This is a genomic window from Ligilactobacillus aviarius subsp. aviarius DSM 20655, assembly GCF_001436315.1.
In the GTDB taxonomy this organism is placed as follows: domain Bacteria; phylum Bacillota; class Bacilli; order Lactobacillales; family Lactobacillaceae; genus Ligilactobacillus; species Ligilactobacillus aviarius.
In genome coordinates this window covers 239,740-260,127 of the sequence record NZ_AYZA01000024.1, presented here as the reverse complement: position 1 = coordinate 260,127, position 20,388 = coordinate 239,740, and the positions used below count along the sequence as shown (strand labels likewise).

At 39.2% G+C, this 20,388-nt stretch carries 20 protein-coding genes, 1 tRNA gene and 1 riboswitch; of the genes, 2 read left to right on the top strand and 19 right to left on the bottom strand.

Annotation, left to right across the window (positions count from 1 at the left end; all coding sequences use genetic code 11):
* Window positions 1–27 precede the first annotated feature (27 nt).
* Window positions 28–1,746, top strand: coding sequence for an NFACT RNA binding domain-containing protein (locus FC33_RS07995; protein ID WP_057828065.1), 1,719 nt, complete (start codon window positions 28–30; stop codon window positions 1,744–1,746).
* 34 nt (window positions 1,747–1,780) lie between these two features.
* Here the strand turns inward: FC33_RS07995 and FC33_RS07990 are convergent, their stop codons facing one another.
* From FC33_RS07990 to FC33_RS07975, 4 genes are all read right to left on the bottom strand, one after another.
* Window positions 1,781–2,338 (bottom strand): hypothetical protein, encoded by a 558-nt coding sequence (locus FC33_RS07990; protein ID WP_057828064.1) that lies wholly within the window; start codon window positions 2,336–2,338, stop codon window positions 1,781–1,783.
* A gap of 111 nt (window positions 2,339–2,449) precedes the next feature.
* A complete protein-coding gene (locus tag FC33_RS07985) occupies window positions 2,450–3,397 on the bottom strand; it encodes a DMT family transporter (protein WP_057828063.1) in 948 nt (315 codons plus the stop codon).
* Window positions 3,398–3,558: 161 nt separating this feature from the next.
* Entirely contained in the window at window positions 3,559–5,067 is a 1,509-nt protein-coding gene (gene yjeM, locus FC33_RS07980; protein WP_057828062.1) for a glutamate/gamma-aminobutyrate family transporter YjeM, read from the bottom strand.
* A 131-nt stretch (window positions 5,068–5,198) separates the two neighbouring features.
* Window positions 5,199–5,376, bottom strand: a riboswitch (Lysine riboswitch).
* 41 nt (window positions 5,377–5,417) lie between these two features.
* Window positions 5,418–6,281 carry a metallophosphoesterase family protein gene (locus FC33_RS07975; protein ID WP_057828061.1) on the bottom strand — a complete coding sequence of 288 codons (864 nt, stop codon included), beginning with the start codon at window positions 6,279–6,281 and terminating at the stop codon, window positions 5,418–5,420.
* A 117-nt stretch (window positions 6,282–6,398) separates the two neighbouring features.
* Here FC33_RS07975 and FC33_RS07970 point away from each other — a divergent pair, with 117 nt between their 5' ends.
* The gene (locus FC33_RS07970; RefSeq protein WP_057828060.1) at window positions 6,399–6,773 is read left to right on the top strand and encodes a hypothetical protein; all 375 of its coding nucleotides are present in this window, start codon (window positions 6,399–6,401) and stop codon (window positions 6,771–6,773) included.
* Window positions 6,774–6,951: 178 nt separating this feature from the next.
* Here the strand turns inward: FC33_RS07970 and FC33_RS07965 are convergent, their stop codons facing one another.
* The 15 genes from FC33_RS07965 to FC33_RS07895 form a co-directional block, all read right to left on the bottom strand.
* On the bottom strand, window positions 6,952–7,536 hold the full coding sequence (locus FC33_RS07965) for a YfbR-like 5'-deoxynucleotidase (protein ID WP_057828059.1): 585 nt from the start codon (window positions 7,534–7,536) through the stop codon (window positions 6,952–6,954).
* 95 nt (window positions 7,537–7,631) lie between these two features.
* Complete coding sequence (gene era, locus FC33_RS07960) at window positions 7,632–8,543, bottom strand: GTPase Era (RefSeq protein ID WP_057828058.1); 912 nt, start codon at window positions 8,541–8,543, stop codon at window positions 7,632–7,634.
* An 18-nt stretch (window positions 8,544–8,561) separates the two neighbouring features.
* On the bottom strand, window positions 8,562–8,957 hold the full coding sequence (locus FC33_RS07955; protein ID WP_057828100.1) for a diacylglycerol kinase family protein: 396 nt from the start codon (window positions 8,955–8,957) through the stop codon (window positions 8,562–8,564).
* The gene (ybeY, locus tag FC33_RS07950) at window positions 8,941–9,417 is read right to left on the bottom strand and encodes an rRNA maturation RNase YbeY (protein ID WP_057828057.1); all 477 of its coding nucleotides are present in this window, start codon (window positions 9,415–9,417) and stop codon (window positions 8,941–8,943) included. Before ybeY ends, FC33_RS07955 begins: the two co-directional genes overlap by 17 nt.
* On the bottom strand, window positions 9,417–10,436 hold the full coding sequence (locus FC33_RS07945) for a PhoH family protein (RefSeq protein WP_057828056.1): 1,020 nt from the start codon (window positions 10,434–10,436) through the stop codon (window positions 9,417–9,419). Before FC33_RS07945 ends, ybeY begins: the two co-directional genes overlap by 1 nt.
* Window positions 10,437–10,535: 99 nt before the next feature.
* The gene (locus FC33_RS07940; protein WP_057828055.1) at window positions 10,536–11,561 is read right to left on the bottom strand and encodes a DUF6933 domain-containing protein; all 1,026 of its coding nucleotides are present in this window, start codon (window positions 11,559–11,561) and stop codon (window positions 10,536–10,538) included.
* An 11-nt stretch (window positions 11,562–11,572) separates the two neighbouring features.
* Window positions 11,573–12,187: a hypothetical protein gene (locus FC33_RS07935; protein WP_057828054.1), complete on the bottom strand. Its 615-nt coding sequence runs from the start codon at window positions 12,185–12,187 to the stop codon at window positions 11,573–11,575.
* Window positions 12,188–12,256: 69 nt separating this feature from the next.
* Complete coding sequence (locus FC33_RS07930) at window positions 12,257–12,799, bottom strand: 5-formyltetrahydrofolate cyclo-ligase (RefSeq protein WP_057828053.1); 543 nt, start codon at window positions 12,797–12,799, stop codon at window positions 12,257–12,259.
* The gene (locus FC33_RS07925) at window positions 12,789–14,108 is read right to left on the bottom strand and encodes an APC family permease (protein WP_057828052.1); all 1,320 of its coding nucleotides are present in this window, start codon (window positions 14,106–14,108) and stop codon (window positions 12,789–12,791) included. Before FC33_RS07925 ends, FC33_RS07930 begins: the two co-directional genes overlap by 11 nt.
* Before the next feature lie 99 nt (window positions 14,109–14,207).
* Window positions 14,208–15,500: a threonine/serine exporter family protein gene (locus FC33_RS07920; RefSeq protein ID WP_081037089.1), complete on the bottom strand. Its 1,293-nt coding sequence runs from the start codon at window positions 15,498–15,500 to the stop codon at window positions 14,208–14,210.
* A gap of 567 nt (window positions 15,501–16,067) precedes the next feature.
* Window positions 16,068–16,159: transfer RNA gene (locus FC33_RS07915), tRNA-Ser, on the bottom strand.
* 113 nt (window positions 16,160–16,272) lie between these two features.
* On the bottom strand, window positions 16,273–17,661 hold the full coding sequence (locus FC33_RS07910; RefSeq protein WP_057828050.1) for an amino acid permease: 1,389 nt from the start codon (window positions 17,659–17,661) through the stop codon (window positions 16,273–16,275).
* A 233-nt stretch (window positions 17,662–17,894) separates the two neighbouring features.
* Complete coding sequence (locus tag FC33_RS07905; protein ID WP_057828049.1) at window positions 17,895–18,152, bottom strand: hypothetical protein; 258 nt, start codon at window positions 18,150–18,152, stop codon at window positions 17,895–17,897.
* A 209-nt stretch (window positions 18,153–18,361) separates the two neighbouring features.
* Entirely contained in the window at window positions 18,362–19,798 is a 1,437-nt protein-coding gene (locus tag FC33_RS07900) for a C69 family dipeptidase (RefSeq protein WP_057828048.1), read from the bottom strand.
* Window positions 19,799–19,932: 134 nt separating this feature from the next.
* On the bottom strand, window positions 19,933–20,376 hold the full coding sequence (locus tag FC33_RS07895) for a GatB/YqeY domain-containing protein (RefSeq protein WP_057828047.1): 444 nt from the start codon (window positions 20,374–20,376) through the stop codon (window positions 19,933–19,935).
* Between the last annotated feature and the right edge of the window lie 12 nt (window positions 20,377–20,388).

Genomic DNA, 20,388 nt, shown 5'->3' with positions numbered 1-20,388 from the left:
TTATTATTTTCAGAAAGGATGAGATTTATGGCATTTGACGGAATGTTTACCCACGCAATGGTAAGTGAACTTCGCGAAAAGATCCTTAACGGACGGGTAATGAAGATCTCTCAACCATATCCGAACGAAGTGATTTTGACAATTCGGTTCAACCGGAAAAACTACCCGTTACTTTTATCAGCTCACCCCAACTACGCCCGGATGCAAATTACGCAAATTCCATATAAAAATCCGGCAGTTCCAACTAAATTTACAATGATGTTGCGCAAATATCTTGAAAACGCCAAGCTGACTGCCATTCAACAATTGGAAAATGACCGGGTCGTTTACTTTAGTTTTGAAACGCGAAATGAAATTGGCGACCGCTTACCGCTTTTGCTTTCAATCGAAATCATGAACCGGTATAGTAACGTCATTTTGATCAATCAGCAAAATCAAACGATCATTGATACCATTAAACACGTTGGAATGGATCAAAACCGGTACCGGACATTACTTCCAGGTGCAACTTACCGGCAACCGCCAAAACAGGAAAAACTTGATCCGCTTACTGCTGAAAATTCTCAACAATTGATTGCGCTTGGCCAACAATTTCCTAACCGCGAAGTCCTTGCGCAAAATATTCAAAAAGAATTTCAAGGATTCGGTAAAGTCAGCGCCCTTCAGCTTGCGGATGTTTTCCATCAAAACGATGGTCAAAATGATTCCGAACATTTAACGAGCTTTCTTAAAGCTGCGGATGGCCCAACCCCAAGTTTAACTACTGGTAAACGGCTTGATTTTACATTTACAGCACTTGGAAATGATATTCAAGATATGAGTGCTCAATTTAACTCTTTGAGTGAATTGCTTGATCATTTTTATCGTGAAAAGGCAACCCGTGATCGGGTCCGGCAACAAGGAGCCTTGCTGATCCACGTTGTAAACCAGGAATTGAAAAAGAACCGCAATAAACTGAAAAAACTGCAAAAAGAATTTGCCAATACCCAGCACGCGGATGAATACCGGATAAAAGGCGAATTGCTAACAACATACTTGTATCAGGTTAAACGCGGAATGACCGAAATCACGTTACCGAATTTTTATGATAATGAAAAGCCATTGAAAATTGCGTTATCGAACCAAATCGGTCCTTCGCAAAATGCCCAAAAATACTTTAAAAAATATCAAAAACTTAAAAACGCGATTTCATATTTGAAGGAGCAAATTAAGCTTACTGAAGACGAAATTTCCTATTTTGAAGAGATCCAAACCCAAATTGAGCTTGCTGAACCGCAAGATTTAACTGATATTCAAGTTGAACTTGAAAACGGTGGATACTTACGGAAAAACAATCACCATAAGAAAAATAAACGCCGGGTTAAGATCAACCAACCAGAAATATTCTGGTCAAGTGACGGAACAAGGATCAAGGTTGGGAAGAATAATCTTCAAAATGAAAAGTTGACCTTGCATACTGCTTCAAAGAATGATTACTGGCTTCACGTAAAAAACATTCCAGGATCCCATGTAATCGTTGAAAGCAGTGACCCAAGCGATGAAACGCTGGTTGAAGCCGCTGAATTAGCAGCATACTTCTCAAAATCACGAAACTCCGCCAACGTTCCAGTCGACTATGTGCAAGTTCGGCGAATTCGCAAGCCAAACGGGACCAAACCTGGGTTTGTGATCTATGAAGGTCAAAAAACATTGTATGTTACTCCGACTGAGGAAAAAGTTAATCAATTAAAAACGAAAAACGAGTAATTAAAAAGACTGAGATTTCAAAATCTCAGTCTTTTTATTTCTGATAAATCTGCGGATCGCCATCCTTAAATTTATGCGGTTTAAATTTTTCTGGATGCGCAATCTGAGTTTCACTATCTTCCAACTCTTCTTCAATCTCGTGACGTTCATCTGGCCGATATAGGGAAACAATTTGCTGTAACATCCGGTTAAATCGATCAGTATTGATTCCCTTCAATAACACATTACTGATTTCATAATCATAATCTTTACTGTCGATTTCCATTGAAATGCTATTCTTTCCTGAATACGTTGAAAGAGCTTGAAAATAAATAATTGCATTGATTCGATCATACGGAAAAACCTTTACGCGATGCATTGTTTCCCGAATATACAATGCATTTTGAGTAAAGACGAATCCTTCCTTGCCATTTTGAAAAAAGGAAGTATCAATCAACGCAAGAATCGAAGTCCGCTTCTCCTGCGGGCAAAAAGTCCGCCATGCCCGCGTCAATAATTGGCGTGGAATCTGTGGAACGAGATACGTTTTTACTCCTTGTCCTGAAAGAGCGATTTGTGAAATTGATTTCTGTAAAATTTGACTTAATTCCATATTGATCGCCCACCTCTTACTAAACTTATTCTAAATAAATTGTATCACATTTGAATCCCTAAAATCAGTAAGAAGTGCCGGATTTACAAAGTTTTCAATATTTATTCATTTTTATACATCGGCTCGAAAATTCTCTTCGGAGTTTTCAATATTTTTCCGTCCGCGTTGTAAGATGTAAACACCAATAATTACCAATACAATTCCGACAATTTCGACCCAATTCATACCCATCTTAAAGAAGATGATACTTAAAATTGAAGTTGTGATTGGTTGAACCGCATCCATAATACTGATAACGTCTGACGGAGCATAGTGCGTTGCATATAGTAATAACCCGAACGGGATGATCGTTCCAAGGAAGATAACCGTTAACATTGAAGCAATCAATGTTCCAGTAATCTTCGGTGTTCCGACCCAAACTGGTTGATGCAAGTTAAAGAAGAATCCAGCAATTAAAGTTCCCCATCCAAGAACGACCAATGGCGGGTTATCAGGATCTTTAACGATGTTCCGCGGTAAAACAACATAAAATGCGGCCGTTAACCCTGATCCTAAGCCCCACATCAATGAACTCGTTGAAATTGAAAGTTGGGAGAAGTCCCCCTTGGTTAATGCAAGGAAAACACCGACTAACGCGATAATAAACGCAAATACATCTGACTTATAAGGCATTTGCCGTCTGAAAATCACCGTTCCCAAAACAATAAATAACGGACTCAAATATTGCAAAATGGTTGCGGCTTCGGCATTTCCACCAAATTGAATTGATTTATAGAATGTAAAAAGATTTGCCATCAATCCAAGGATTGCATATGCAAACAGCCAACCGATATTCTTCCATGATTTGAAAACATGAAAGACTTTTCCGCGATACATAATTAAACTAATCAGTAGCAAAATCAGGCCTGCACCAAGTGTCCGTGCTGATAAGAACCAATTTTCAGGAATGTTTTGATTTTGTGAAATGAACTGCAAACACGTTCCTGAAATTCCCCACATCATTGAAGCTGCTGCCGCAATGACGATTCCGCGAGCAACTTTACTGGATTTTTTTGCCATTAACTTTCCCTCCAAATAAAAATAATAACGAATGTATTATAGCATAAAAAGAAATAAAATCTACATTTGATGTTACTTTTTGTTACATGATATTCAAATTTTTTACAAAAAAAGAAGATCACGTTCTTTTACGCGACCTTCAATTGATTTTTCAATAAATTTTAATCTAATTCTTCTTCAACAGCTGGTTCAATGTTGCGACTTGCATGCCGGTAGAAGATCCATCCAACAAGGGCAAAGAAAACTGGCCCAAATGCTGTCCAGAAAGCAGTATATGCATCATGTTGTAATACTGGTTGAATAATCGTAAAGACGATTCCGAAGAAAATCGTGATCCAGCTAACAACACAAATCGTATTCGTTAACTTCCGGTTCTTATAAACTTCGAATGACCGGTTTAAATTCTTGATCCGCTTGAAGAATGGGAATGCAAGAATTAAGAACAAGTACGGAACTGATGAAGTAATGTTATTCATATCTGTTAAAACCGTATAGAATTGTTGGGCACTCTTCCCGCCAAATGAAACGCCGAAGATAATAATTCCCATTACGATGGCTTGCATCCACATTGCAAATGCCGGCATCTTGCGGCTGTTCAACTTCGTAACCTTTTCTGGCCATAAGCGCTTTGGTGAACCAAATAAAATCGTCTTCAATGGGGAGTAAATCAAAACGGTCATTGAACCAAAGACTGACATCATTTCTTCAAATCCGATCAGCCGATCTGTCCATTGTCCCATGATCAATGCTTGGTGAACTGGCAAGTGAAGCACTTCACGTCCAATCGTATAACCTAAATTCTGCATCAAAACCAAAGTGATATTTCCAAGGTTAGTTGAATCGGTTCCCAATACCTTGTGCCAGTTGGCAGTTACTCCCCAAAGAAAAATCCCTAAAGCGTAAATCAAAATCATTCCAATTCCAGCAAGGATAATGCCCTTTGGGAAATTGCGTTCGGGCTTATCGACCCGGTCGATCGTTCCACCCATCGTTTCCATCCCAGCATATGCAAAAACGGCATAAACGAAGAATGAAAGAATCGCAATTGGTGACTTAAACTGCGGATTCGGTGATGAAACGATGGCGTGAGCTGACATTGGCTGAGCTAAGTGGCCATGATTTAAAACCAGCATCAAAATACTTGCGACAATAAATAATCCTGAGATTGCAATGATAACCGCCCCGCTGGCTGAAGCAACCTTTTCGATCTTATCGAATCCCCGAGTTGCCAGCCACGTAATCAAAACTAATAACACGATTCCAATTAATCCAAGGGTTTCCGTTGAATTCATTCCAAAAAGGTGCCAGCTTTGCGTCGTATCCTTTCCAAAGATCAATCCAGAAATTGGAATACAAATCGTTGAGAATTGGGTTACCAATGTAATTACCCATGCAGCATACCAAACAAATGCGCCGATAAAGGCCGGCTTTTCACCGATTGAAACTTCAAGCCATGAGTAGATTCCCCCCTGACTTTCCTTCAATGCTGATCCATATTCAGCAAACATCAATGATGACGGAATGAAGAATAACAATGCACCGGCAATGTACCAGATAATTGCACCGTATCCCATTTGGTAATATGCGGTTGTTACGTTTCCGAGGCCGAAGATCGATGCAAAGATCATCAATACTAAGGCCGTGACTGACATCTTCTTTTGGTTTTCCATAATAAAAAGACTCCTTATATTAAATTAATAATAAAGGCGTCACACTATCAACAAAATTGAGATAAATAAAAAGCCTTACTGCCGGCTGAGCTCACTTCCAACAATAAGACTTGATTTTATTTAATCCCGTGTTGAATAATAGCGCTCCGCAAACAATTGCGACAGTCCGTAATTTCTTAAACTACGTCCCAATGCATTCCCAGCTGTTATCCAACAATGCATTTCGGCAAAATCCCCTTTCAGCTATCTTCAACGTTTAACAGCCACTCAAATAGCTTACTGATGTCATCTGCAACCTCTATTATTTGATTTACTTTGAATTTTAAAACTACTTCCTAAAATTGTCAACCCTAAAAATCAGATTTTTCGTGAATTGCATGTTGGGCTTCATATTCCTTAGCTTCACGAAGATAACCATATTTATCATTCAACCGCGCTAACAACGGGTAATCATGCGTGTGAACTTCACCCGTTTCCATTTGCCGCTGGTAAAGTTCAATATACGGAATGTTCGCGTTTGCCGCCCGCAATAATTCATCGGGATGACTGTATGCGACTTTCCGAAAATCAATTCCACTTATTCCGTCATCATCAATCGTCACGATCAAATATTGCGCCCGTAAATCCTGTTGAAATTTAACGTGGCGGTTAAATGGTTGACCAACGGATCCGGGATTAAGGATGATCTGTTCTTCACTGCTGTACCGCATGATTGGATGGTGAACATGCGCATAAATTGCAAGGTCAAGGTCATCTTCCACAAACAATTTATTAAAGTTTTCCGTTGGCAATGTCGGATACAACTGTTGCCCAAAATTGATTTCAGGAAGATCATGCGTGATTGCGATCCGTACATTATTAATCTGCTTTACGACTCGCATCGGCCAGCGCTTCATGGTTGCCAAAACTTGAGGATCAACTTTTGCAGCCACATCCATTGCAAGCCGTTCCATATAAACTTTGCTTGGCTTTTCAAGTGCGATTTTCCCAGCGGCGCCCCGAATCATCAAGTCATCCCAATTTCCGCGGATATATACATCAGGATTAATTTTTTGCATTAAATCCCATAAATCTTGCGCACCGGACCCCGGAGCGAATAAATCACCTAAAAACCATGATTCAGTTACTCCTTGCTCCTGCATATCCTCATATACCGCTTTTAAAGCCGTATAATTCCCATGAACATCTGAAAAAACTGCTATTTTATGACGCATGATGATCCTCTTTCCTAAATTATTATCTTAGTTAATCATATCACAAACTCAACATTTTCCTTCATCCCTGATTGCGTTAAAATAAATTCAGAATCAATTATGAAGAAGGAATTTCAAATGGCATTACCGAAAAATCAACGTTATGTTCAACCGCAAAATGTACGCGAGGCAATGGAAGTCATTCAAGACCTGTTTAATCAATACCGGCATGAACCATTGACCCAACAGCTTTTAAATTATCATCTAGGATTGATCCAGCGTTTGCAAACTGACATTTATGTAACCGCAGTTAAAGAAAACGACCCCCAACAATTGAAGCAATTAGATGGAATGATCGAAGCCATGAAAACGTGGACGCAAATTCGAACAGCTAACCGACCGTTTAACGCTAAAATGAAGAATTTTAAATTGGTCTCAAGCAACCGGCCGAAATTTAAAAAACACTCGCATAAAATTAAAGGACAGCATAATTTTCATGCTGCCCGGCATTAAAGAGAGGTTGTGATACAAGTCACAGCCTCTTTGTTATGTACGCATAATCGGATTCCAAAACAAACGAGCTGAGTGGTGACGCGAAGCTAATTCGAAAACCTCTGAATCTATGCTCCGCGATTCGTTCGCTTTTCTGCTTCCATCACGCTCGTTTTTACTGTTTTGTCACACCTTCTTTTTATTTATCTTCCGTCTTAACACTTTTAGCTTGTTCATCCGTGACGATTTCTTCAAGATGATCCAGGTACCGTCCAAGGTTATCATATGTTTCGCGGATGACCTTCAATAACGTTGCATCTTGATTTCCAAGTGCACGTTCAGTCTTTAAAAATTGAATAAGCGCAATAATATCGGCAAGCTTAATAACGGTTCCAACAATATCGCCTTCTGCTTCATGCTTGCGTAAGCTTGTAAATTCATCTTTAATTTCAGGGAAATATTTGTTGATTGCAAAATCTTCGGCCTTATCAAGCATTTGCTTTAATCCCGGAACCTGATATTTAACATTGCTTGGAACATCTGATGAAGATGATTCTGCAATGTCGTGGATCAATGCTTGAATCGTGATTTCCCCTTTTAATTCATCATTCAGTTTTAACTTTTTCGCAATTTTAAGTGCGTAATATGCAACGAAAAAGCTGTGTTGCGCAATATTTTCCGCTTTGATCGTGGTGATCGTTGATTGACGGTGAACACTGTTCATGGTTGCTAACTTATCATTGACAATTGCTGCGACAAATTTTTGCATTTCTCCAATTTCCATTCTTTTCAGCCCTTTCTGTCTTTAATGATAGATACTACACATTATTAAATGCAAAATCAAGTGTAGACAAAAAATCGTGCGATCGCACGATTTTTCTATAAGTCATAATCATCTTGTTTATAACCAAATGCTGCAAGATCTGCTTTGCGATCCTTCCAGTTCGGTTGCACTTTAACCCATAATTCAAGGTAAACTTTATCACCAAGCATTAATTCAATATCTTTCCGTGCCCGGATTCCAATTTCTTTCAGCATCTTTCCGCCCTTACCGATAATAATTCCCTTTTGGCTTGGGCGTTCAACAATAATGGTTGCTTGAACGAGAACCTTTTCATCGGTTTCCCGCTTGATCCGATCAACCACGACTGCAACTGAATGCGGAACTTCTTCTCGGGTAAGTTGTAAAACTTTTTCCCGAATTAATTCGCCGGCAATAAACCGTTCAGGATGATCCGTAATCTGATCATCTGGATAATATTGCGGGCCTTCAGGAAGATCAGCCACTAAATTATCGATCAATTCCGGTACATTATTTCCTTGAAGTGCTGAAATTGGGTAAACTTCCTTATAATCAAGGGTGTCTTTATATTCAGTAATAATATCCAGCAGTTTATCCGGGTGAATCTTATCGATTTTATTGATCACTAAATAAATCGGCTTATGAACCTTTTTAAGCCGTTCAATAATGAAATCATCGCCCTTCCCGCGTTTTTGCGTTGCATTGACCATAAAAAGCACCGCGTCAACTTCATTTAACGTTGAAAGGGCTGATTGAACCATAAAATCTCCTAATTGACTATGCGGTTTATGGATCCCGGGAGTATCGATAAAGACAATTTGCGCGTCTTTCCGGGTATAGATCCCTTGAATTTTATTTCGTGTTGTCTGCGCCTTGTCGCTCATAATTGCAATTTTTTCACCAATCACCCGGTTTAAAAACGTTGACTTTCCAACATTTGGTCTTCCAATAATTGCAACAAATCCTGAATGAAATTCTTGATTTTCCATTTTATCCCTCATCTTTAATTAGAATAAAGCAATAATGCGGGGAATAAAAATCAATCCCGCAACGATCACTGCAAAGGCCGCTGCGAGTAAAACCATCCCGGCAGCAATATCCTTTGCCTTTTTTGCAAAGTCGTTTGAATGAAGATGACTTGCTAAATCTGTTAAGTTTTCAATGGCAGTATTCGCTGCCTCAGCAATTAAAACGATTGCTGAAGCCGCAATCAACCATAGCCATTCGCTAATTGGCAAGTGAAAGATCAATCCTGCAATAACGACCAATGATAAGCAGATCAATTCAAATCGAAAATTCCGCTCTTCTTTAAAAAGCGTTATTAAACCATCACATGCATGTCTTAATGAGTGCGAAAATTTTCGATTTTTCCAACTTGTCGCGAATTTATCTTTGAAGTCCATAACCATCCAAAATCTCGTCTTGTAAACTGAACATCTCTTTTTCGTCTTCAGCCTTCATGTGGTCGTATCCATTCAGGTGAAGGAAACCATGAACCGTTAAGAATCCAAGTTCACGATCTTGTGAATGTCCAAGATATTCAGCTTGTTCAGCGACCTTTTCCATTGAGATCATCAAGTCGCCTAAATTTTTTGGCATTTCAAATTCCATGTCAGATGGCAAAATAATATCATCTTCATCGCCATCTTCTTCCATTGCAAAACTGATAACATCTGTCGGCTTATCAATTCCGCGATATTTTTTATTGATTTCATGAATATGCTTATTGTCCATCAATGTCACTGACATTTCAGTGTTTTCAGGTAAGCTTAAATAATTTGCAGCATATTCAAGTACTCCACGGACAAGGTCTAATTGATGATCTGTCACGTGCTTGGTTTCATCAATAAGCTGTAGATCCATTAGTCTTCATCCTTATCATTTTCGTTTTCATCTAAAATCTTATCAGCAGCTAAATCGCCGCCATCTTCATAAGCTTTGATAATTTCAGACACAACTGGATGCCGAACAACATCTGCTGCATCAAAGTGAACAAATCCAATATGCGGCAAGTTTTGCAATAACCGTTCAGCATCAACTAATCCGCTTTGTTGGTGTCCCCGTGGTAAGTCAATTTGTGATTTATCACCATTAACGATCATCTTTGAACCAAAGCCTAACCGGGTTAAGAACATTTTCATTTGAGCGCGGGTCGCATTTTGAGCTTCATCCAAAATAACAAAAGCCTTTTCAAGCGTCCGGCCCCGCATGTATGCTAACGGCGCAATTTCAATTACTCCGCGTTCGATTAACCGTTCAGTATGTTCTGCACCTAAAATTGCATATAATGCATCATAGATTGGCCGTAAATATGGGTCGACCTTTTCTTTTAAATCACCCGGCAAGAACCCTAATGATTCACCTGCTTCAACGGCTGGCCGTGTTAAAATCAAACGTTCAACTTCCTTCTTCTTCAATGCCGCAACGGCCATCACAACCGCCAGGAATGTTTTCCCCGTTCCCGCAGGTCCAATTCCAAAGGTCAAATCATTGTTTTTGATCGTTTGGATATATTGCCGTTGACTAAAGTTTTTGGCCCGAATCGGCCGTCCTGTCCGGTCACGTAATAATGTTGTTGTATATAAATCAGAAAGATAACTTAAGGTCCCCCGTTCCTGCATTTTAACTGCTGAAACGATATCGGCTTCACTTATACTAATTCCGCTTTTCAAAAGTTCAATTAATTTTTCAATAATTTGAATTGTCGCCTTTACATCATCGGCTTGGCCATCAATTTTAATGTTATCGCCAAACGGACGAATCTCGACATTTTTACTTTCTTCAATCAAATGAAGGTAACCATCATTAATTCCAAATAATGCTGGTTCTAAATTAGGTTCAGAAATATGATATTCTTCTTCAACCTTTTGCTCTGCTGTCAATCAATTGACCTCCTATAATATAATCGTTAAATTAAAATTTAACCGTCTTTACAGAAATATTATACAACTTTCTGACTTCCAACAATATTGATTACTCTTTTACATCGGATAAAAGGTTGTTCGAACGATTTTCTTCGTTTCATCCAGCTCGTGGTCAATGATTTCATGATCGTCAGCTGAAATCTGGCCGCTTGCCTCCCAAAAGTCAGCCAATTCGCTAAGCATTTCAAACGCAACCGGCTCATCTAAAGGATTTTGCCGCTGAGCAGGCATAAATTCCGCAAAGTACGCCGGTAAAATTGATAGATCATGGATAAACGTTTGATGTAAAATCGTCAATAAAAATTGATCAAGGTAATCCCGCGCATAACTCATCATCAATGCGATTTTCCGCTGACTATATGAAGCTCCTTGAAGGTACCGCTTAAAGCGGGCAAGCATGATTGAGTTATTTTTTTCAACTGAAAGCCGAAAACGATCCATTTCATCTGGATCATTACTAATTTTGCCATCCATTTCTTCCCATTGAGAATATGGATCCCACGTTGGCTTAATTTTGACATCATCAAAATTATCGGCAACGTCCGCTGGAAACAAATACTTTGCCGTGATCTCAAATTTAAAAGCAGCCAGTGGATTCCGGTAATCATTCAATTTGCTTGGAAAATCACGGCCGATTCGAACCGCCGCCATTACATTTTGCGGATCATTTGGCCGATCCAATAAATTTGCATTTTGACTCAGCTTTTCTTTATAAACTTCCAGTAACCCGGCTGCTTTACTATGGTTACTCATTTGCATGATCGTTTTATGGTCGATTTTAATGTCATTCAGGTAAGCTTCGATTTTAATGAAACTGATATCCATTGATTCGCAAACGGACATTAAAGTTAGACTAAAAGCCTCAAAAAAGTCATTAAATGACTTGAATGGTCTTGTTTGCGGAATGATCACCGCAAAGTTTGTATAGTCATTCAAAGCAAGCATCCCTTGATGACCATCGATTTCATATGGCAAAATTGACCAATTTAAAATTTCAGTGTGATCATCGGTTTCAGTCAAATCCACTTCATGGGTCGGATTCTTAAACTGTGAAAGTGCCTTTTTTGTTGTATGAATAAGCATTCAATCAACCCCTAGTTTTTATTGTTGACAACATCCGTTAAAACTTGACCATCTTTTGCGGCATAAATTACTTGATTGCTATTCGGCTTCGTCAATTGTAATGTATAACCTTTTCCAAGCGGCTTCATCAATTGCTTTGAGGTGCTTAAAATTCCGCTCGTTAAATTATTATAGCCGCTTTGTTGCGCCTTTTGCGGATTGGCCAAAACGTAGTTAATTGCTTTTACGTCCTGGTCCGTTGTTGGTGTGACCGTAAACGTCTTGCTTTGCTGATCAAACGTTACGGTTCCAACTTTCGCAAAGCTTTGCTGCAAATCTTTCAAAACCTGCTGTTGATCCTTATCTTCTTGGATTCCGTTATTGATCACTTGCAAGCCGTTTTCAACCATTCCGCCCTGGGATGATGCTTCCGCTGATAACGTTGTCCGCATTGGATTTGCCTTTTGGTCTTCTTGGTAAAGATGATAAGCATTTAAACCGCATCCAACACATCCGATCAGACTTACGATCATTAAAATGGTTGGTGCGAGCCACTTTCCATAACGGTGAACTGAATTAATCAAATAGAAAACTCCGAGAATAAAAATTATTCCGGCTAATAATGCGATTGCAAACCAAATTGCCACTCTTTTTCGTCCTTTCTCATGGGTCTAATATGTTAATTATGCCCTATCATTAACCGAAGTTCAAACGATTTAATGAAGAATTTGGTCAATCGGCATATCTGTTGGTTCAATTTGCCAATCAGCACTGAAAGCCACTTGTTCGGGCAGCGCTAACGTTACAGTGTGTCCGTTAAATTTTTTCAAAAAGCGATCATAGAAACCGCCGCCGAACCCAACCCGCTGATGAGTATCTAAAGCGTACTTAATTCCGGGAACAATTAAGATATCGGGTTGATTGTTGACCTTTTCCTTTTTCCATTCAGGTTCCCAAATTCCAAAATTACTCTTCTTAAAATTTGTATTTGGATTGATTTCAATAAACTCCATTTGGTGATGCGGAAGCGTGATTGGACAACAGACTTTCTTTTGATCTTTCAAAATTTGCTTGATCAGTTGATGCGTATCTAATTCAGGAAAATTACTGATTGTAATTCCAATCGACGTTGCATTTTGATATTCGTCAAGATTTAAAAACTGCTCCATCAATTTCTGCGTTTCACTTTGCCGTTCACTTTCCGGCTTGACCGTTAATTGATGCAACACATTTTTGCGAATTTCTGCTTTATTTTCCAAGACCTTGCTCCTTTATTTGGGCTTTTTTAGTAATTAATTTATCAATGAAGTACAACGCAATCCCGCAAATCAATGCGATAATTCCAAAAAGAATTACCTTCAGTTTGAGGTTTACTAAAATGTAGACACATACCAGCAATGAAAGCACTGGAACTAAAATTCCGCCCCGTAAATTAAAGGCACCTTGCGGTAATTGTTCTTGATGCCGTTGCCGCCGCCACTGTTTAACAAACATTACCAGTGAAGTTGAAAAGTACTGAACAAGCGAGATGATAATTGTACATGGAACTAAGAAAAGGTAGCCCCCGCTTAAAATCAACAACGCACATAATCCGGCAGTAATAATAATGGCAACATACGGCGCCCCGCTTTTCGACTTTTTTCCAAAAAATTGCGGTAATAATTGATGTTCATTTGCAAGCGATGATGCAACGTATGGGGTACTGTATGATAGTGAAATTGCAACGCCTAAAACTGACCCAACCGTTCCAACTGTAATAATGATTTTTCCAAGATTACCAAAGTGCTTTGCAAATGCAATTGCAAGAGGCAAACTGCTGTGCGCAATCGAAGGTCCAACCGTCCCAATTGCAACAACAACCGTTGCGATATACAACAACGTTACTGAAATAATTACGGCAAGTAACTCCCGCGGCAAATTCTTCCGCGGGTTCCGCATTTGAGCAGCCGCAACCGGCAAAAAGGCAAATCCGGTAAACATGTAAAATGCATTACTAAACGCATTATTTACCGAATGAAAACTGTAATGAGCATTTGAAACAAAATTAATTCGGTGAATAAACCAGATTCCAGCTAAAACGAAAATCAGCAAAACCCCAATTTTCAGAAACGTTGCGATATTATCGGCAATACTTGAAACGCGATCACCCATCAGACCGATGATTGCAATTATGAGAACAATCGCAATTCCCGCAATGTCATAAACCAATTTGTCTGAAAGCTGCGGAATAAATAATTTTAATGAAGTCAGGAAAGCGGCAATTTCAGTTGTAATCGTAATTACACCCTGAAACCATGTAAAAAAGCCAACTTCAAATCCGGCAAACCGGCCGAATTCCTTATATGCATATAACCACGCAGCCCCATTTTGTTTCGTTTCGCTTGATAATGCAGCATAACATAAAGCCAGCAATAATGCTGATACCCCTGAAACAAATAAAATTCCAATTAAACTGTTTCCTGCCTTGGCATACAAACTGCCGGGTAAAAGAAAAATTGCTGACCCAACCATTCCATCAACGCCAAGTAAAAAAGCTGAAAATGAACTGATTTTTTTATCTTTTGCCATTTAAATTCCTCCCCTGAAAATGTTTTAAATCTAAATTCAGTTTACCATTTTAGCCGCTGAATTCATTTTAAAAACCAATAATTCCCATAACCATTGCGTCTAATTCGTATACCGCCACTTCGAATCCGTCAGCAGCCGCGCAACCATTAGTCCTAACGGCAGGAACATCGCAATCAAGCATGCCTTAACTAACCAATTAGCGCCATCTTGCAGCGTTAAGTTTCCAATTTCATAGACTGCACGATAGAAGTAAAGCCCTGGAACCATGATAACGATCGATGGGACCGTGATTGCAATTCGCGGATAACCACTTCGTTTTTGAACCAATGAAGCTAAAATTCCGGCAGTAAAGGCACCAAAGAAGGCCGCTGCTCCAGCTGGAATGGCAGTTAAATCAACTAATTCAAGCCGCAAAGTATTTGCAATGGCACCAACAAAGCCTGCAATTACCGCCATTCGCGGCGTACTGTTGAACATCATCGAGAAACCATACACCCCAACAAAGCTGGCCGGTAACCGCAAAAGCATTAATTCAATCGGTGTAAGATGCAATGCAATAAAGTTTTCCGGTTTTAAATGAACAAGCAGTGCAACCAACCAGCCAACAAGCGTTGCGACGACAATTATTGTTAATGCATACGCCAGCCGTTCAAGACCTGAACGCATATCAGTCTTCGCAATATCCAATCCGCTTGTAATAAACGGGAATCCTGGAATCACAAAAAGCATTGCCCCAATGTACCCTGCCTCATGACCAGAAGCAACCTGAAAAATCATTTTTAAAACGTCAAAAATCATTGCGTATGACAAACATGAAACAGCTACACTAGCCGCAACGCCGGCTAACGCCGTAATGTGTTTCGTTCCCATGATCTTGCGCACATAACTTCCAAGAGACGCCGCAATCAAGCAGCAAAACATTTCAATCAATCCGCCGCCAAGTAAAAATACAAAGGCGCTGCAGGCAAATCCTGCAGCAAGTGCAATTGTGACATTTGAATAGTTATTTGATTTTTGCTTGATTTTATCTAGCGCCTGATTAATTTGTTTAGTCGTTAAAAACTGCCCATCTGCCTGAAAAGCGGCCACAAAATTTTCCAATTCACTTAACTGGATCGTGTTGATTCCGGCTGCCGGCAAAGATAGCGCCTGGGTCGTACTATGACCATTTTCATAACAGGTAAATTCAATTGATACCAATCCAATATCAGCTGAGCACCGCACACCCATCACCCGGGCCATTGAATTCATTGATTCGCGCACCCGCCATGCTCCGGTTCCGCAAGCAAGCATCATAATGCCGACCCGCCCGATAATCGTGGTTTTGGTTTGTAAGTCAGCATGCAGAATATTCTGATTCTCATCTTCGAAATCATGCCATGGAATATTCATGTGATGCTGTTCAATTTGTCCGTTCAATGTAATAAACTCCCTTAAAATATTTAATTAATTCAATTATATCACGGGTTTCAAAATCATAATTGGTAAATTTGAGTACAAAAAAACGTCTCATTTCTAAGACTGATGTGCCATCGGAATCATCTAAAAATCCGTTAACTTTAAATATTTATTTTTGAGAACGATTTATATATAATGATGCATTTTCTCCCTAATAAAATTAGCTATTGCATTATCAAAATTTTAATGACGTTAAAAGTTAATAAATTAGAAAGGCCATAAAAGGTATGCATAATGGCAAATTACAATCGAAAATTTAACTTTGATGAAAAGCATGGCATGTCACCAGCGGCGTAATAAGATAGAACAGGGAATTGAATGACTCTATATAAAGACTTTTAGCATTGGTGAAAATGTTGCCAGTGCTATTTTTTTAGACAGATTTGAGAAGTGTGCTCGAAAATTCTCAAAACATGTAAAAACATATGGTTTATAAAAAAATAAAAACGCCTATTCCAAGGCGTTTCTCGTGGTTTCAATAAACCATATGATTCATAAAAAAGGAGGATGGGAGATTCGAACTCCCGCGCCGAGTTGCCCCGACCTGACGGTTTTCAAGACCGTTCCCTTCAGCCAGACTTGGGTAATCCTCCATGTCTTTCAAACAACAGTACTAAGTTTATTAAATCTGATTAAGTTTGTCAACAACTTTTTTCAAAAATTTTTAGCAAAACAAAAAGACTGCCCTTCAACAGTCTTTTAAATTCTATTTATTGGGATTCTTTAATCCATGACGGCAAATGTAAACAACCGTCAAGATGATCAAGAGTACTGCTCCCACAGATACTGAGACCCGCGTATCCGGATTAATGAACATGAAGATTACAATAATCAACATTGAAATCAATGCCAAGTAATTTGAAAGCGGATATAGCGGTAACTTAAACGGATGGTCCTTCATAATATCTGGACTATTCTTTCTGAACCGCAATTCAGCAAGTAAAATTACTAACCACGGAACCATTCCGGGAAGAACACTTGAACTAAAGATAATTACAAAAAGGTTTGCCGTTGACTTGTTCAAAGCTGCCATGATTGTGTTTAACACGAATCCGAGCAAGATTCCGCCTGAAATTGCTAAAATTGCAAGGTTCGGCACTTTCCGCTTTGATAATTTACCTAATACCTTTGGCGCATCACCTTCATGGGATAACTTAAACAACATCCGGCTTGAACTATAAATTCCGGAGTTCGCCCCCGACATTGCCGCTGTTAATACAACGAAGTTAATGATTCCGGCAGCACTCGTAATTCCAATCTTCGCAAAAGTCTCAACGAATGGTGATCCGATCGAACCTAACTTATTCCACGGATAAATCGTAACAATTACAAAAATTGCGCCAACGTAAAAAATTAAGATTCGCCAGATAACCGACTTAACTGATTTAACAATTGCCTTTTGCGGTTCCTTGGCTTCACCAGCTGAAATTCCCAGTAATTCGATTCCTTGGTACGAACCAACAACGATTGCCAGGGCAAACATAAATCCTTTAAATCCACCCGTAAAGAAACCGCCATTGCTCCATAAATTATGGAACCCAATCGGAATTCCGTGATGACCAATTCCAAAGACAATGATCAAAAGGCCCAGAATAATCATTAAAATAATGGTTACAACTTTAATCATTGAGAAATAGAATTCCAATGTCCCGTATGTTTTAGCTGAAACCAAATTAGCTAAAGTAAGGAAAGCAATGACAACCAACCCGGCGATCCAGTCTGGCAAATGCGGCCACCAGTAATTTAAGTATTCCGTCGCCGCAACTACTTCACTCATTCCAACAATGATATATTCAATTACGTTTGACCACTCTGCCAAATAACCGGCAAGCGGATGAACATATTCCGTTGCAAAGCTTGCAAATGATCCGGTCCCCGGGTTAACATATAACATTTCCCCTAAGGCCCGCATAATAACGTATAACAATACCCCCACCAGGGCATAGGCTAAAATAACTGACGGTCCTGTCCACTTGATCGTTGAAGTTGAACCCATAAACAATCCAACCCCAATGGCTCCACCTAATGAAATCATTTCAAGTTGGCCAGCAGACATGGAACGTTTTAACTTAATGTTTTTATCCTTTGACTCCATTTTGCTACTCCTTACTTTATCAAAACTAATAATTATAGTATACCGTATAACTAAATTTAAGACACCATTTATTTTTCAATTAGTTTTCATTATTAGATTTTCATTTACGTTCCATTTATAAAAATTTAATTCGACTATTATCTAAAAGATTAGAATTGGACTCTTTTCAAAACTAAAATTGCTTACAATTCTTAATTAAAACAAAAATGGTCGAGAAAAATCTCGACCATTTTTTAAGCTTGATCCCACATATGACGTAACCGCAATCCATCGTCACTTATCTTTCCCGATGAATCAGTTGCACTTGCAATCTCATATGTGAATCGATTCCATAATTCCCGATATTCATCTTCCGAGCCGCTGCGCCATACTTGATGGCTTCCATCATAATCTGCTAATTTTGACCCAAGCAGCCCATAAATTCCGGGATACTGTTTTTTAAGAAATTCAAGATCATCATTCTTGAATACTAAACATTTTAATTCAGCCATTTTTAAACCCTCCGATTTACTAAACCAACCGACAAAAAACTCCGCTTCATTATTGGAGCGAAGAATCATCAATTTTTACTTTTATAGACTTATAGAAAAGCTTTTATTCATCATCTATTCTTATGATAGATTTATTTTAATTGGAATTCAAATAATACGACTTAAAAAAGGAGTTGTGACTTACACCGCAACTCCTTTAAATCCCCGTTTTAGAGGTTCTTATCCATGTTAAATGTGAGTTTCGAAAGTTCAATTCCCTTCATGATCAGCTTGTTCATGTGATCCTTGGTCATGGCCTTCATCTTTGCAACCATTTCGTAATTCTTTTGGGTCAAGAATTCAGTTAATTCTTCACCATGCAATTTGGCTGCTTCTTGGTCAAATTGCCATAACATCCGTCGTTGAACCCGCCGACATTCTTTCAAATAATCGCGGTTGTCTTGAACAAAATTGCTGTAGTGGCTTTCAACCAACATTGACATGTGACGGTACATCCAGTAAGCAGAATCTGAATCAACATCCATTTCCATTGGTGTTTCTGAGAAACTTGGATCTGTATCATTTGCATTTGTGTAGAATGGAATGTATGGTGCAAATTCTGGGAATCCAATACATAACCACATTACTGCTTGTTGTTCTTCGGGAACGTCATTCCGCAATTGAAGAACGTGTGAGTTTTGAGTCCGGTTCAAACCGATTGGACGGTAACGGTACATGTCAGCTTCCGTTGAGTCCTTGCTGTATGGATCATATGGAGTTTCATTGTAGTGTGAACCAAGGTATTGTTCAATGTCATCCGGCGTAAACTTATGGTTTGTCCGCATGATGAATGGTAATTCACCTGATTCAGGGTCTTCTTCGATTTCAGGATTGAACAAATGGTGACCGTACCATACCCGTGGTGTATTGTAGTGGCGATCTTTTTCGTCAAATGAACCAAAGATGTGCCGGAAGTTCCAGCCTTCCTTATCAGGATTCAAGTGATGTTCTTCAACGAATTCTTGAATGCCATCAGCCCATTGGAAGTTTTCAGTATCATCAAAGTCAACTTGTTGGATTGCAACTTCGTTAGCAACAACGGCATAGGCATCATCCGGAATCCGTTGAGCTAACCATAAGTGACCCGTAACGATTTCCATGTACCATGCTTCGTTCTTATCAGCAAACAAAACTGAGTTTCCAGCTGGTGAACCATACTTGCTAATGATCTTTCCTAAAAATTGAACCGCTTGACGGGCTGATTCAATAAATGGAAGCGTAACATTGACGATACAGTCTTCATCTAATCCATCCTTAACAAGCGGGTCGAATGCAAGGGCGCGTTCGTTGCCGTAAGTTGATTCAGTTGCCGACATGGCAACGTTCTTTTCATTAATTCCGCTTTCTTCATAATAACCGTGATTTTTGTAATCCACGTTTGGAACGGCATTGTAACGGTAACCATTTTCTGGCAATTCCATTTCAAAACCGTTTAACCATGACTTAATCTTCTTACCTTTTTCACCATGCCATGCGGGATGCATGTAAAAACGTTGAGGTGTCAATGGCAAGAATGTATCGTCATTCCGAGCGATCATTACTGAACCATCAGCACTTGCATCTTTACCTACAAGCATTGATGTACAAGCACGTTCGATTTGTTCCATAATAATGCCTCATTTCTATCTAAACTACCGTTATTTTAGCATATTCATCGAATTGCATTCAATGTTTACCATCAAATTGCAAAGATCATCAGCCAAACAAAAAAACTGTGGCGTTAAACCACAGTTCTTCCCTCTTAACTGAGCAATGACTTTACTGTTTCGTTGACTAACTTACCGTCAGCCTTGCCTTTTAATTTCGGCATTACAGCGCCCATTACTTTACCAAAATCAGCTTTGGATGTTGCGCCAACTTCATTGATTGTTTCTTGAACAATGTCCTTCACTTCATCTTCGCTTAATTGTTTTGGCAAGTAACTTTGAACAACTTCGATTTCCTTTTCAAGTTGCTTAACTGAGTCTTCCCGGCCAGCATTCTTGAATTCTTCAAGGGAATCTTTCCGTTGTTTCAATTCACGGGACAAAACAGCAATTTCTTCTTCTGGAGATAAGTCATGACCAGCATTGATTTTTTCGTTAGCTACCGCTGCCTTCAGCATCCGGACAGTACTTAACTTTTCCTTATCCTTTGCCTTCATTGCAGCAATCATGTCTTTTTGTAATGAATCAGCTAAACTCATCACAATTGCCTC

Coding starts and splice junctions, on each gene's coding strand:
- FC33_RS07910 (WP_057828050.1), bottom strand. CDS start 17,661: ATGGAGTCAAAGGATAAAAACATTAAGTTAAAACGTTCCATGTCTGCT.
- FC33_RS07955 (WP_057828100.1), bottom strand. CDS start 8,957: ATGGACTTCAAAGATAAATTCGCGACAAGTTGGAAAAATCGAAAATTT.
- FC33_RS07895 (WP_057828047.1), bottom strand. CDS start 20,376: ATGAGTTTAGCTGATTCATTACAAAAAGACATGATTGCTGCAATGAAG.
- FC33_RS07905 (WP_057828049.1), bottom strand. CDS start 18,152: ATGGCTGAATTAAAATGTTTAGTATTCAAGAATGATGATCTTGAATTT.
- FC33_RS07965 (WP_057828059.1), bottom strand. CDS start 7,536: ATGGAAATTGGAGAAATGCAAAAATTTGTCGCAGCAATTGTCAATGAT.
- FC33_RS07970 (WP_057828060.1), top strand. CDS start 6,399: ATGGCATTACCGAAAAATCAACGTTATGTTCAACCGCAAAATGTACGC.
- yjeM (WP_057828062.1), bottom strand. CDS start 5,067: ATGGAAAACCAAAAGAAGATGTCAGTCACGGCCTTAGTATTGATGATC.
- FC33_RS07995 (WP_057828065.1), top strand. CDS start 28: ATGGCATTTGACGGAATGTTTACCCACGCAATGGTAAGTGAACTTCGC.
- ybeY (WP_057828057.1), bottom strand. CDS start 9,417: ATGGATCTACAGCTTATTGATGAAACCAAGCACGTGACAGATCATCAA.
- FC33_RS07900 (WP_057828048.1), bottom strand. CDS start 19,798: ATGGAACAAATCGAACGTGCTTGTACATCAATGCTTGTAGGTAAAGAT.
- FC33_RS07940 (WP_057828055.1), bottom strand. CDS start 11,561: ATGCTTATTCATACAACAAAAAAGGCACTTTCACAGTTTAAGAATCCG.
- FC33_RS07985 (WP_057828063.1), bottom strand. CDS start 3,397: ATGGCAAAAAAATCCAGTAAAGTTGCTCGCGGAATCGTCATTGCGGCA.
- era (WP_057828058.1), bottom strand. CDS start 8,543: ATGGAAAATCAAGAATTTCATTCAGGATTTGTTGCAATTATTGGAAGA.
- FC33_RS07925 (WP_057828052.1), bottom strand. CDS start 14,108: ATGGCAAAAGATAAAAAAATCAGTTCATTTTCAGCTTTTTTACTTGGC.
- FC33_RS07990 (WP_057828064.1), bottom strand. CDS start 2,338: ATGGAATTAAGTCAAATTTTACAGAAATCAATTTCACAAATCGCTCTT.
- FC33_RS07975 (WP_057828061.1), bottom strand. CDS start 6,281: ATGCGTCATAAAATAGCAGTTTTTTCAGATGTTCATGGGAATTATACG.
- FC33_RS07920 (WP_081037089.1), bottom strand. CDS start 15,500: ATGAATATTCCATGGCATGATTTCGAAGATGAGAATCAGAATATTCTG.